Annotated in this window: 11 protein-coding genes; 3 read left to right on the top strand and 8 right to left on the bottom strand. The window is 64.5% G+C overall.

The window, feature by feature from the left end; genetic code table 11:
* The 3 genes from AC1DXV_RS23195 to xseB all read left to right on the top strand — a co-directional run.
* Positions 1 to 2,572: ATP-dependent helicase (locus AC1DXV_RS23195; protein ID WP_477935751.1), on the top strand; the 2,572-nt coding region annotated here is incomplete at its 5' end.
* Positions 2,573 to 2,656: 84 nt separating this feature from the next.
* Positions 2,657 to 4,420 (top strand): exodeoxyribonuclease VII large subunit, encoded by a 1,764-nt coding sequence (gene xseA / locus AC1DXV_RS23190; RefSeq protein ID WP_477864501.1) that lies wholly within the window; start codon positions 2,657 to 2,659, stop codon positions 4,418 to 4,420.
* Positions 4,421 to 4,422: 2 nt separating this feature from the next.
* Positions 4,423 to 4,761 (top strand): exodeoxyribonuclease VII small subunit, encoded by a 339-nt coding sequence (gene xseB, locus AC1DXV_RS23185; protein WP_477864500.1) that lies wholly within the window; start codon positions 4,423 to 4,425, stop codon positions 4,759 to 4,761.
* Positions 4,762 to 5,198: 437 nt separating this feature from the next.
* Here the strand turns inward: xseB and AC1DXV_RS23180 are convergent, their stop codons facing one another.
* The 8 genes from AC1DXV_RS23180 to AC1DXV_RS23145 all read right to left on the bottom strand — a co-directional run.
* On the bottom strand, positions 5,199 to 5,468 hold the full coding sequence (locus tag AC1DXV_RS23180; RefSeq protein WP_477864499.1) for a hypothetical protein: 270 nt from the start codon (positions 5,466 to 5,468) through the stop codon (positions 5,199 to 5,201).
* Between the two features lie 43 nt (positions 5,469 to 5,511).
* Entirely contained in the window at positions 5,512 to 9,882 is a 4,371-nt protein-coding gene (locus AC1DXV_RS23175; RefSeq protein ID WP_477935749.1) for an Lhr family helicase, read from the bottom strand.
* Positions 9,883 to 10,091: 209 nt separating this feature from the next.
* A complete protein-coding gene (locus AC1DXV_RS23170; RefSeq protein WP_457334871.1) occupies positions 10,092 to 10,538 on the bottom strand; it encodes an HAD domain-containing protein in 447 nt (148 codons plus the stop codon).
* A 164-nt stretch (positions 10,539 to 10,702) separates the two neighbouring features.
* Positions 10,703 to 10,969, bottom strand: coding sequence for a hypothetical protein (locus AC1DXV_RS23165; RefSeq protein WP_477864497.1), 267 nt, complete (start codon positions 10,967 to 10,969; stop codon positions 10,703 to 10,705).
* 120 nt (positions 10,970 to 11,089) lie between these two features.
* Entirely contained in the window at positions 11,090 to 11,854 is a 765-nt protein-coding gene (locus AC1DXV_RS23160) for a metallophosphoesterase family protein (protein WP_477864496.1), read from the bottom strand.
* Positions 11,851 to 12,036 carry a hypothetical protein gene (locus AC1DXV_RS23155; protein WP_477864495.1) on the bottom strand — a complete coding sequence of 62 codons (186 nt, stop codon included), beginning with the start codon at positions 12,034 to 12,036 and terminating at the stop codon, positions 11,851 to 11,853. The genes AC1DXV_RS23160 and AC1DXV_RS23155 overlap by 4 nt, the downstream gene beginning before the upstream one ends.
* Positions 12,037 to 12,478: 442 nt before the next feature.
* The gene (locus AC1DXV_RS23150) at positions 12,479 to 12,697 is read right to left on the bottom strand and encodes a hypothetical protein (RefSeq protein WP_477864494.1); all 219 of its coding nucleotides are present in this window, start codon (positions 12,695 to 12,697) and stop codon (positions 12,479 to 12,481) included.
* A 209-nt stretch (positions 12,698 to 12,906) separates the two neighbouring features.
* Positions 12,907 to 13,098 (bottom strand): IS3 family transposase (locus AC1DXV_RS23145; RefSeq protein ID WP_477873034.1); only part of this gene is annotated, 192 nt, incomplete at its 5' end.

Raw genomic sequence — 13,098 nt, 5'->3', positions numbered from 1 at the left:
CCTTCGGGGTGCTGGTATCGACCGAGCAGCCGACGTGTGGGCGGGCACCTTCCACGCCTTTGGCCTTGAGTTCCTTCGCAAATTCCACCAGTTTTTCAAGCTCGACTCCGACCTGCATGTGGCCGACAGGCTCACGTCGCTGACGACCCTTGTGGCGGGACTGCCGCAGCTGGACTTGAACTACTACCTGCGTGTGGAGGACCCGTATGACTGGCTGAGCCCTGTCGTCGACGGAATTAAGCGACTCAAGGAGGAGTTGGTCTCACCGCAGTCATACCGCCGGTTCATCGAAGACCATCCCGACAAAGACGAGGAGCTTCAGCGTAGGCGCCTCGATGTCGCAACAATATATGAGGCTCATGAGCGACTTCTTGCGGGGCGGCGAACAGTCGACTTCGTCGACCTGATCGCAAAACCCGCTTTGGCTCTCAAGGCAAATAGGGCGCCCTTCACCGAGTTGGCCGACTGTTTCGAGTACATCCTTGTCGACGAGTACCAGGACGTCACGCAGGCCATGGTCGAACTGCTTCGACAACTGGCGCAGAAGGCGAAGTCAATCTGGGTCGTTGGGGACGTTCGCCAAGCCATCCATCATTGGCGCGGCGCATCGTTGAAAAGCCTGCTGAAGTTCGACACCGAATTCAAAGCCCACGCGGGTGGCACGAAGATTCAGCGTTACCCCCTCGACATCAACCGGCGCAGTGCCAGCGAAATCCTTGACCTGGTGCAGGAGGTTGGTCGTCAGCACAAACTCCAGGCCACGATGCCGCTGGACCGGATGAAAGCGGCCAAGGGCGCTTGTGGCGAGATGCCGAAGGTGGTCACTTGCGAAAAACGCGAAGAGCTACTGGGCGCAGTAACCGCATCCGTAAACGCCTTGAAGAAGAAGGATGGGGTGGCTTTCGGCAAACAGGCTGTCTTGTGCCGCAAAGGGAACGACGTTCAGCGCGCGTCCGAGACTCTGACAAGCCAAGGAATACCTGTCATCTATATCGGAGAGCTGGCTGAACGACCGGAGGTCAAGCGCCTGCTCTGCCTCATGCAGTTGCTCGTCGAGCGTCAGCCGCGCGCGCTGATTGGCCTGATGGAAGTGCCCGACCTGGCGATGCCAATGAAGGACATCCAGCGATTGCTTGAAGCTGCGAACACCGACGTTGCATATCAGCGCGGACGATGGCTTCAGCATCCGCCACCGGGTCTGTCGGCGACTGGCATTGCAGTGGTTACGGCACTGCGGAAGCTTCTGGAAGGCCGCCGCCACAGCTCCAATCCGTGGGTCTTTGTTTGCGACATGCTTCTTGAGCATCGTTTCAGCTTGCCTGCACCGAAGGACCAATCTGTCGCCGCTTGGGTCCAACGGATCGCACTGTGGCAGTTCGCGTACGCCGTTCGCAACGGTGATGGCGAAATCAAGGAGGCTCGTCTCTCACGGTTCTTGATGCGTCAACGTCTGCGCCAGCGCATCGGCGAATCCTACGTCGACCGCGAGCTGCCGGCAGAGGCGGGAAACCTAGACGGCGTGCGGCTGCTGACCGTGCATAGCAGCAAGGGACTTGAGTTCGAGGCGGTCCATGTTGCCTTCGTCAACGCCGACGACTACGGTGCTCAAACCCCAAGCTGGTCGCCGCCAGAAAACGTGTTGGAAATCGTTCCTCCGGAGGCTCTCGGAAGTAGTCAGGCGGAGTACGACGTTGAAGAAGCCGTTGAGCGAAACAACTTGCTCTACGTCGCCGCATCCCGAGCCAAGCGGCACCTCTACATCTACCAAGAGAAAGAGTTCGGCGACCACACGCTCGCGCCGCAACTGCAACACTTTCCTCGAAAGTTCGAACCGGTAGCCTACAACGGTCCAGCCATCAAGCGGGCCAGTGCTTCACCGAGGAAGGCATTCGCTGCTCCGAACATCGTAAAGTTTGAGCACTTCACCACCTATACCCTGTGCTCGCTTCAGTATTGGTACGCGCACATATTGGAACTGGTAAGTGAAGCCGACATCGACAGTTCTCTGAGGGCGCGTTGGGCCGTCATGAGCGCACTGAAGGCCGTGGCAGCTGGAACAGCAGGTGCGCCCGCGGCACACATGCTTGAAGGTTGGGCAAAGCAGAAGCTTCCCACCGAGGTCGAGGACCCGTCGCTTTGGCGAGATGCGAACTTCGCGTTCTCGCGCGGCCTCGAGCTTATGGGCTCGATTCTTGAGGAAGACGGTCGGTTTGCCGAACCTACTTCTATAGTCGGCGGAGTAACTGTCCAAATGCCGTGGGGCTTTGTCATCGAACGGAAGTACGCCACTGAGTTCGCGATGATGCGGTTCGCACGTCGCGGGGTCTCTGAAATGAAGACGGTCCTGAAGCCTATTGTTCCGGGTCTGGACCTGGCCGGCACGAAGACAATGACGCTCAACCACGTTCTGTCCGACAAGGTCGACGACGTTCCAGGCGGGAAGAGGCTTGAGGCGACCAAGTCGTTCAAAGCTGCGGTGCGAATGCTTGCGGGAGACAACAGCCCAACCAAAGGTCGGCATTGCGGGCGCTGCGCATACATGACCATCTGCCCGTCGGCGCCCGGTCCGTAGAACAAGCCGCCAAGAGGTCCACAGTCGGCCAGCGGGTCGAAGCACCCTGATCCCTCTTCAGTCTGGAAGGCCTGCTGCCGCTACATGCCCAACACCTACCTCACCGTACCGTTCAAAGAGAAGGACTCAGTCAAGGCATTGGGAGCCCGCTGGGACAGTGTTGCCAGGCGCTGGTACGTACTCGATGGACTGGACTTGGCACCCTTTGCTAGCTGGCTTCCGAACTCGTCACAGGCATCGCCCGCCCGCGACGTCACCCCAACCAGCCCATCCACAGCCCTGCAATCTGCGCCGCGCGGAGTGCCGCTCTCCCGACTCCTGCAAGGCGTAGCCAAGGCCGTTGGCGACGCCTACGCCTCCGGTGTATGGACAACCGCCGAGGTCCTGCGTGCCTCTGTCAAAGACGGTCACGTCTACCTTGAGCTGTCGGAGCGAGACTCCGACGGCCGCGCCCTCGCAAAGGCCAACGCAGCCATCTGGGCCCGAACCGCGGAGCGCATCATTCCGGAGTTCGAACGCGCCACCGGGGCCACCCTCGGTGCCGGCATCAAACTTCTTGTTCGCGCTCGACCGGTCTTCAAGCCGCAGTTTGGCTTCTCGCTCGAGATTGATGCCGTCGACCCGACGTATACCCTCGGGGACCTGGAAGCGAAGAAACGAGAGCTCCGCGAGCGCCTGAAGCGCGAGCAGATCTTTGGCCTCAACAAGCGCTTGCCGGCAGTGTGGGACTTCTGCGCGGTACTCGTGGTCGCACCGCAGGGAGGCGCTGGCCTGGGCGACTTCTCGAAGGAAGCTGACCGGCTCGCCAATTTCGAGGTCTGCCGCTTCACCTATGTGCACAGCAGATTCCAGGGTGAAGGCGCCGCAGGGGAGATTGTTGAAGCCCTCGTAGCCGGACTGGCACAGTTTCCGGCCGGCCAGTCTCCAGACGCAGTCATCCTCATCCGAGGCGGAGGCGCCGTGAACGACCTGGCCTGGTTGAATGACTACGCGCTCGCGCGCTTCATTTGCGAATGCCCTGTGCCCGTGCTCACCGGCATCGGTCACGAGCGAGACAGCACCGTGCTCGACGAGGTGGCCCACACATCCTTCGACACACCAAGCAAGGTCATCGCCGGCATCGAGAAACTGGTCACCCAGAGAGCGCGCGAAGCCCGTATCGCCTTCGAAGGCATCGTCAATCAAGGGAGCCGCGACGCCGACCGGATGCAGACGTCCATCGAGCGACTGGACCGTGAGGTCAAGGCAGCCGCCTCGAGCACCCTCGCCGACGCCCGTGCGCAATGCTCGCAGTTAATGGCGGACCTGCGGCTCGACTCAGTGCGTGTCGTGCATCGAGCAGCCGGTGAGGTGCAAGAGCTTTTCGGAGAAGTTCGAAACGGCGCGGCCGGCCACGTGACGCAGGCCAAGCATGTCGTTCCTGCGGCGCTGAGCGCCGTCAAGGCTGAAGCGTTCTCGGCATTGCGGACCGCCAAGGTCCAGCTGGACGGCACCTTGCCTGCGATTCTTGACCGAGCAGGTTTGGACGTACGGCGCTCTCGGGATGCTACCGACAGCGAGTTCAACGACTTTGTTGACCGCTCGCGTCAAACCATACGAGACGCGTCCACTGGTGCGCAGGCGCTGTTTCGCGAGATTGCAGGTCAAGGCCCGCAGAAGACACTCGGGCGAGGCTTTGCCATCGTTCGGGGCACCGACGGCAAGACCCTCACTAGCGCCGAGAGCGCAGCTTCGGCAGAAAGCATCGAAGTCGCGTTCAGCGACGGCAAGGTCGATGCGACAGTGCGGGACGTCAAACTCGGAACCTCAGACGAGGTCCTCGGCGAACTTGATATTGGAGACAAGTAGACATGGCAGCCCGAACCTTTCGTGAGGCCTATGGCGTGTTGCAGGAACACGCGGAGACTCTGCGCGAGCAGACTGAGCCGAACATCGATGACCTCCTATCCATCGTCACCGAGTCAGTCGCGGCGTACAAGGTCTGCAAGGAGCGCATCGACGCTGTCGAGAAGGCGCTCCAAGCGGCACTGACGGATGTGGGAGGCGACGTCGGCCGCACCGGGGGAGGTGCGCCAGGCGACGATGGAGACGAACATCCAGAACCGGTTGCTCGACGGTCACCAGTCAAGGCCCCGGCGAGGAAGTCAAGCACGGGATTCGATGACACAGATGATGACGTGCCGTTCTAGAGCGTTCACGACCCTTGCACATCCTCTTTGTTTGCAGCCAAAACCGACTCCACAGCCCAACAGCGGAGCAGGTTTTCGCTGACCGAACCGGCATCGAGACTGCGTCGGCTGGAACCAATCGCGGCGACTAGATCCCACTCTCTGCAGAGTTGGTGGAATGGGCGGACGTCATCTTCGTAGTGGCGGAGCAGCGCCGACKAAAGCTCGCGGCAGGAGCCATTCGACTAGGTCAGCACCGCCGTCGCACCGGCGACGGCGCGGCAACGAGTAAGCGGCATGACCAACTAAACTGAATCAGGGAGAACTGCAGAGGAGAAAAAGATGATCGGTTCCGCAGACATCAAAGTCCGGCCGCTCAAGTTGAGCCCTCATGGTCGACCCGAACAGTGCCTCACAGGTGCGCGAAGCCATCGGCAGACACTCGCGAATGATTGCTGTCAAGCAAGTCTCATGTGGTCCGCGTCGTCCTCGTCGAGGTCTTCTATCTCGTCGCTGCTCATGATCGGCCCGAGCAGCGAGTCGCGGCAAGGCGAGTAGCGGAAGCCCTCCGCTTTGAGCTTCCAGACTTCCTCTTCGCTCCAGCCCTTCTTGATCATCTGCGCCACGACCTGGTCGTCGATGTCCACGGCGTCGTATTGGCCGATCACCGACGCCATCTTCGAGAGCGTCGACTGCGCCTCGTCGAGCGCCTTACGCACGGCGTCCACGGAAGGCAATTCTGACCGATGCGCCACCGCTCCTTCGTGACCCTCACGCCTCGATCGCAGACTCCATCTCCAGGAAGCGCAGGTTCGGGTCGAGCGCCAGCGCCCTGACCGCGGCACGCTCGTCGCTCGGGCTCAAAGCCACCAGCAGCTCGACCTGCCCGCTCACGCTCGTGGCGATGGGCACGCCGCCGCGGTACAGCACCCGCGAGCCGGCCACACGCGCCACCTTGGCGCCAGGCAGCAGCGTTCCCAGCAGGTTGGCTGGGTCGGTGGCAGCCAGGCACACCAGGTGCTCGTCGGCCGGCTGGCGGCGCACCTGGCGCATCAGGCCAATGGCGTCGGGCAACGCGAACTGCTCGCCCGACAGGCCGGCGATGAAGCGGCCGCCGCGGATCTCGCCCCGCGCTTCGAGCCGGCGGTACACACGCACCATGTCGCGCCAGGCGGGCAGCCAGGCGGCCTCGCGCTCCAGCAGGCGCCACGACACCACGCCGTAGCGGCGCAGCAGCGTGCGGGCGATGTGCTCGATGGCCTCGGTCGACGCATCGGTGCTCGCCGGCGCAGGCTGGCGGATCAGCGTCCAGCGGCCCGCATCCTCGATGCCGAACAGCGCCACACGGCGGCGGTGGCGCGACGAATGCGCCGAAGCCCGCTTGGCGGCCGGCACGAGCAAGGCGCGCAGGCCGGCATAGCTGTCGCAGTTGATACGACCACGCACGACAAGCTCGCTGAGCGCGTCTTCAAGCTCGGTGCGCAGCAGGTGGGCGCCTTGCGCGATCTCATCGAAGAACGAAGCACCGTGTTCGGCCAGGTAGGTGGCCACGCGCTGGGTGCGCGAGCTCAAGGCTGCGTCGTCGGCCGGCGGCGGGGCGATGCGGCCCCACAGCGGCGCGCTGCGGCGCGGCAGCAGCACGATGGGCGTGGACCGCAGCGAGCCGCCGCCCCCGCTCGCAGTGGCCATGGGCCGCAGGCGCGTCCACAGCGTGCGGCCGGCAGTGCACAGGTCGTCGAGCCACGACGACGAATAGTCTTTCACGCGCGCGGGCAACAGCTCGGCCTCCCACATCGCGGCCGGTGCCTCGAAGCCTTCGAGCTGCGAGAGCACGCCCGCCAATGCTTCGGGGCCACTGACCCGGCTGGTCGCGCCGACGTGCTGCCACTCGAGGAGGAAGCGTACGAAGTCGCGCGGCTCGACCGGCTCGATCTCGCGGCGCAGGCGCTTCAGCGTATAGCGGTGGATGCGCGCGAGCAGGTGGCGCTCGCACCACTCGGTGGTCTGCGCCGCGGGCGTGAACTTGCCTTGCATCACCGTGCCTTCGCTTTGCAGTGCGAGCAAGGCGTGGTCGATGTCGGCGAGCGGCAGCTGGAGCTGCAGCGCGATCTCGCGTGCGGTGATCGGGCCGAGGCCGCTCAGGCGCGAGCGCAGCAGGTCGCGCAGGGCGTCTTCGTGGGTGGCCGGTTTCTCGGCGTATTCGGCGGGGATGTCGATCGGCGGGTGGGTCTCGCAGGCGAGGTAGAGGTCGATGACCTGCGACAGGCGCTCTGCGGCGGCCCACAGGCCCGCCTCCTTGGGCACGCTGGCTTCGACAGGCTCAGCCCGAACGGCGATTTGCAGACAGGTCGCCCGGCCAGATTGCGCCAGTTCACCCAACCAATCGGCCCACCCTTCGTTGCTGGACACCTCGTCCGACGTGATCAGGCCCAGGCCACTCAGCGCCTCATGCATCTCATCAACGCTCCGCACCCGCGGCCAGGCCTCTTCGCGCACACCGGCAATCGCCTCGGCATCGAGCTGGCCCATGTCGTCCGGGCTGTCGGGGTCGCTGTAGCGGCGGCTCTGCACGGCCTGGGTGCGGCGCTCTTCGAGGGGCGCGTCGTCGAGGTAGGCGTAGGGCCGCGCGTTCAAGGCTTCGGCGGCAAGCGGCGACGGTGCCGGCAGGTCTCTTGCGACGACGCTCACCTGCCCCGCTTCCATGCGGCGCAGCAGGTGCAGCCAGCCCTCGGCGTCCATCGCGTCGTAGAGGCAGTCATACATGGTCTGCGCCACCAGCGGGTGCTCGGGCACCTCGCGTTCGCCGGCCAGGTTCTCGGCGCAAGCCACCTGGTCGGGGAACACGCTCGCGAGCAGGTCTTCCGACTTCATGCGCTGCAGCTGCGGCGCCACCTTGCGCCCGCCACTGAAGCGCGGCAAGGCCAGCGCCGTGGTGGCGTTCCAGCGCCAGCGCACGCCGAACAGCGGCGCGTCGAGCAGGGCCTGCACCAACACGTCGAGCGCGGTGTTGCTGTGCAGGTAGCGCGACACCTCTTCGAGCGGGAAGCTGTGGCTGGTGGAGAGCGACAGCACGATCGCGTCTTCGGTGGCGGCTGCCTGCAGCTCGAAGTTGAACTGCCGGCAGAAGCGCTTGCGCAGCGCCAGGCCCCAGGCGCGGTTGAGGCGGCTGCCGTAGGGCGAGTGCACCACCAGCTGCATGCCACCCGATTCGTCGAAGAAGCGCTCGAGCACGATGCGGTCTTGCGTGGGCACGGCGCCCAGCGTGCCGAGCGCGCGCGCCAGGTAGTCGACGAGCTGGCGCGCGGCCTCGGCGTCCAGACTCAGGGTGTCGGTGAGCCAGCCGGTCGCGGCGTCGGCGCCTTCCGAGGCGATCAGCGTGGCCACTTCTTCGCGCAGGCGCGAGACGCCGAATGACAACTCGTCGCTGCGGCCCGGTGCCTCACCGAGCCAGAACGGGATGTTGGGCGCAGCGCCATGCGCGTCTTCCACCCGCACGCGGCCGGGCTCGACGCGCAGGATGCGGTAGCTGGTGTTGCCGAGCTGGAACACGTCGCCGGCGATGCTCTCGACGGCAAAGTCTTCGTGCACGGTACCGATCTTGTCGGCCTGCGGTTCCAGCAGCACGGTGTAGTCGGCCGTCTCGGGGATGGCGCCGCCCGAGGTGAGCGCGGTCAGGCGCGCGCCCTTGCGCTCGCGCAGGCGGTGGTGCACAGCATCGCGGTGCACATAGCTCGCGCGCTGGCCGTTGCGGGTGCTGAAGCCGTCGGCCAGCATGCGCACCACGGCGTTGAAGTCTTCGCGCTTGAGCTGCGCGTAGGGCCAGGCGCGACGCATCAGCGCAAAGAGTTCGTCTTCGTCCCACTCGCGGCTGGCGACCTCGGCGACGATGTGCTGGGCCAGCACGTCGAGCGGCGCGGGCAGCACGCTCAGGACATCGAGTTCGGCGCGGCGCACGCAGTCGAGCAAGGCCGCGCACTCCACCAGCTCGTCGCGCGACTGCGGGAAGAGCCGCGCCTTGGGCACACCGCCCACCGCGTGGCCGGAGCGGCCGGCGCGCTGCAGGAAGGTGGCGATGGCGCGCGGCGAACCGAGCTGGCAGACCAGATCCACATCGCCGATGTCCAGGCCCAGCTCCAGCGACGCGGTGGCCACCAGCAGCTTGAGCTCGCCGCGCTTCAGGCGCTGCTCGGCATCGAGGCGGATCTCTTTCGCCAGGCTGCCGTGGTGCGCGGCCACGCGCTCCTTGCCCAGCAGCTCGCCCAGGTGGCGCGTGGCGCGCTCGGCCATGCGGCGGGTGTTGACGAACACCAGCGTGGTGCGGTGCGCGCTGGCCAGCCCGGCCACGATCTCGTAGACCTGCGTCCACTGGTCGTTCGACATCACCACGCCCAGCGGCGTGGGCGGCAGCGTGAGCGCCAGGTCGCGCTGCTTGGCATAGCCGATGTCGATGATTTCGCAATCGGCGACACCGTCTTTCACCGCGCCGGCACCGACGAGAAAGCGCGCCACCTCGTCGATCGGCTTCTGCGTGGCCGACAGGCCGATGCGCGTGAGCGGGTGTGCGCTGAGGTTCTGCAGCCGCTCGAGCGAGATCGACAGGTGGCTGCCGCGCTTGGTGGCGGCGATGGCGTGGATTTCATCGACGATCACCGCGCGCACCGTGCCGAGCATCTTGCGGCCCGAGGCCGAGCCCAGCAGGATGTAGAGCGACTCGGGCGTGGTGACGAGGATGTGCGGCGGCCAGCGCAGCGCGAGCTGGCGGTCTTTCTGCGGCGTGTCGCCGGTGCGCACCGCGCTGCGGATCTCCACGTCGGGCAGGCCCAGCGCGGCCAGCTCTTCGCGGATGCCGGCCAGCGGCGCTTCGAGGTTGAGGCGGATGTCGTTCGACAGCGCCTTCAGCGGCGAGACGTAGACCACCACGGTCTCGTCGGGCAGGCCTTCGGGCCGCAGGCCCTGGCGCACCAGGCCATCGAGCGCGGCGAGAAAGGCAGTGAAGGTTTTACCGGAGCCGGTCGGCGCCGCCACCAAGGTATGCCGACCCGCACGGATCGCCGGCCACGCCGCCACCTGCGCCGGCGTGGGCGCAGGAAAGGTTCGGCGGAACCAGTTGGCAACGGCGGGGTGGAAATCCTGGAGGGGCATGGGTGCGCTCGTGGCAGGAGAGTGACAGGGGAGCGGCCGAGGGGAATGACCCAAGAGCGGAGAACAAGCAGCATATCGCCGGCCGACCCGATGCGAACAGATCGGGCCCTTCGAAGGGATATCAAGCCGGCCTCGCCGAGCCCGGTGGAATGTCATTTGCCGCAATCAGGGAACCGCCGGCGGTGCGCTGCGCAGCCGCTATAGCGTCATCACACAAAGCCCAGCACTCGGTCGACTTTGTCGAGCTCGAGCAGCGTCAGCCCGACCTTCCCGTCGCAGAGGACGAGGCGAGGATTGAACGGCTTGTAGAGCCACGCCTGGTCATCAAGCGCGACCCAAGGCCGCCAAAGCTGCCCGCTCTCATTCAGCCACCGCGAAACCTCTGCCTCACGCTCAAATCTTACCGACGGCGACTCGCCGTCGCACCGCGCCCAGCTGTCTCGGGTGAGAAGCGGCGTTGCACCGAGGACGCGATGCTGGAGGTCCTCCGAGAAAAAGCTTTCCATTTCAGCCACCGGGTGCGCCTCCCGCCAGCTTGAGGTGATGACGACGCCAACATCGAGTCGCTGTCGTAGCCAGCCCTCGAGCAAATCAAGGTGGCAAAAATACTGGTCGATGGTGCACCTGAATGGATGCATCACCCCGTCAAAGTCCAAGAACAGAAGCCTCGTCCACACCGACCGGTCCCCTGCAGTCACAGCCCTTCTCCAGACGCCAATTCAAGAACCCTATCTGCCAGCTCGCCCTGCTCAAGYGCCGCCCGCGGGGTGCGACCGCCAAGTGCGCCGAGCGGCGTCTCGAGCCATCCGAGCATCTCAAGTCAATCGCACTGCAATTCGACACCAAGCTTCTGAACGACAGGCCAGAGCTCGGCATCAAACTGCCACCGTGGGAACCGCAGACCAAATGTTGTGTGGTCGATGGCAATGACCCGCGGGTGCTTCCGCGTGGCCATGCGCTGTAGCTTTGCTGATGCTATGCCGGCGAGCCTGGCCGCGTCGTCGATGCCGACCATATCGGCGCGGCCGGCCCGCCCGTCAGCGTACGGCGACTTTCTGCTCATCAGCATCACACGTGAAATGCGCATGGCTCGCGACGTCTTCGAGCACCTCGTCAGACAGCCAAGTTTGGAGAGAAAACGACTGTGGCCGGCCGCGGAGGCGGACCTGCAGCACCATGCGCCCTCCTTCTGCTTCGAGTGCGAAGCTCATGGCCAGGTCGTCCTGTGCCTGCTGTTTCTGACCTCATCGAGCTCTCCAGGGACGATGACGCGTGCATTGCCATCGAAGTCGATAGCGCTGATGCCTCTGAGCCCAACTCCGAAGCTCTTGAATCCTTGCTCTGTCCAACGGCCCGAGCTGTCGAGCCGGTCATGATGGTGACCGTGGACAGTCAACTTGACGCCCAGGGCCTGAGCCAGCGTGTCCAAGATTTCGAAGCCGTTCGGGTGGTATGCCGGTGCTTCATGGGAGATGAGGACGTCCGCACGCATGTCCGCGAGACGCTCGAGTTCCTCTGGGTAGATAGTGCCCCAGTGCTTGCGGTGCGTGCCGCCCGCCCAGCGGTCTTGCTTCGGGGTCGACTTTGCGTGCTCCTTGCGAGAGCGAAATGCCGGCGCGCCCCCGCGCGCAGCCGAAGCCGACGGATACCAGACGGCCTCGCGAAACACCCCGCCAAGTCCGGCGAGGCGCGTCCCGTCCGGCAGGGTCACAACCTTGCTGTGAACGTTCCGGTCCTCGAGCCTACTTCCCCAAACGCGCGTCCACAACGCATCACTGTCGGCGTCGTGGTTCCCGGGGATCCACCAGACGCGATCAAGGATGGATTCCAGTTCCTCGTGCAATGGCCGCTCGGGCTCCATGTCGCCCAGCAGCACGACAGCGCTGGCCTTGGTGTGGCCCGCAGCTTCAACGATGTGGTGGAACCTTCCGTGTGGGTCGCCGCAGTACAGCACCGGGCCGTCATGCTTCATGACGCCTCCTCATTGCCGTCAACTTTCGGCGGACGTCCGGGCATGCGCCCCTTCGAGTCGAGACCGATTGAGCCGCTCGGGTAGGGCATGTAGTCCTCGCGGTCATCGAAAACGACGAAGCCGAGGCCGAGCAACTTCAGTTGCGAGCGGTCAGTGAACTGGGTGTCGAAGAACGTCAGCATCTGCAGATTCTGGGGAACGAGAGGCACGAAGTCGAGGCTGTTGCAGCTACGCGCCTCCGGTTCGTAAAGGCAGTGAAGCCTCGCAGCAACGGCACTCGCGTAAGTGATATCTCGAACGCTTGCGCACGGGTTTCACGAGCATCTTGGGCAGATGACCGGCGAACAGCTGTACACGCGCCCCCTGTTCTTGGCCTGCCCGCGGTAGTTGTCGGGCCTCGGTTCAGGTTCGCAGATCGGCATCGTCGCCCGTGGCATCGCCAGCTCGATGAATGCAGCCGGCACTGCGCTTGTGGCAAGCGACCATGTGGATCCCCGCAGTAGAGCGTGAGCATGCTCAACCCCGCGTTCCTTCCCTATGGACTCCAGTGATGCGATCGCACGCTGCGATGCCCAGCCAGTGACACAAGCCACGTACTGAAGGCTGACGCCCTGGTTTCGGTGCTCAATCTGCGATCCTTAAACGCTGCTCCGCCAGATGATTGATCTCTTCGGCAATGGCACGCGCCCGTCGCTCGGGTCCCAAGTTGCTGCCGAAAAAGGTCCACGCGGCGAAGCCAACAACAGCGCCCGCGACCAGTCCACCCAGCGCCAACGAGAGCCGATTCTCGAGGCCTCCACCGGTCATCACGAATCCCAAAAGGGCAAGGATGATTGAGGGCACCAGGATCCATAGAACGAGGCTTGCTCCGGCTCCTACTCTGAGATGCCAGTTTCGCAGGTCGTGGCCGAGCGCCAGCACATCGCTACGGATTTCGTCAGTCGTGTGGTTGCGTCCTGCGAAGTACTGCCCCTCCTCGTTGCCAAGAGTGCTACCCCAAAGGACTGTGACGTGACCTTGCCCTCGGATCTCGCATCCCATAGCCGAGGGCATTACGCGGCTCGCTTTTCCTGGGCAGCGAGCCAAGCCCGTTCGAATTGCATTGGACTGACGTAGCCGAGCGTCGAGTGAAGCCGGCGGTGGTTGTAGAACGCCAGCCAGTCGATGACCTCGTCCTTGGCGGCCCGCACTGTCTCGAACTTGCGCCCATACAGCCGGCCGACCTTGAGCGAGCCCCACAGGCT

The sequence above is a fragment of the Rhizobacter sp. P3_C12 genome, from assembly GCF_056402735.1.
Note: the sequence above shows the minus strand (reverse complement) of the source record. Positions and strands in the feature narration are given on the sequence as shown.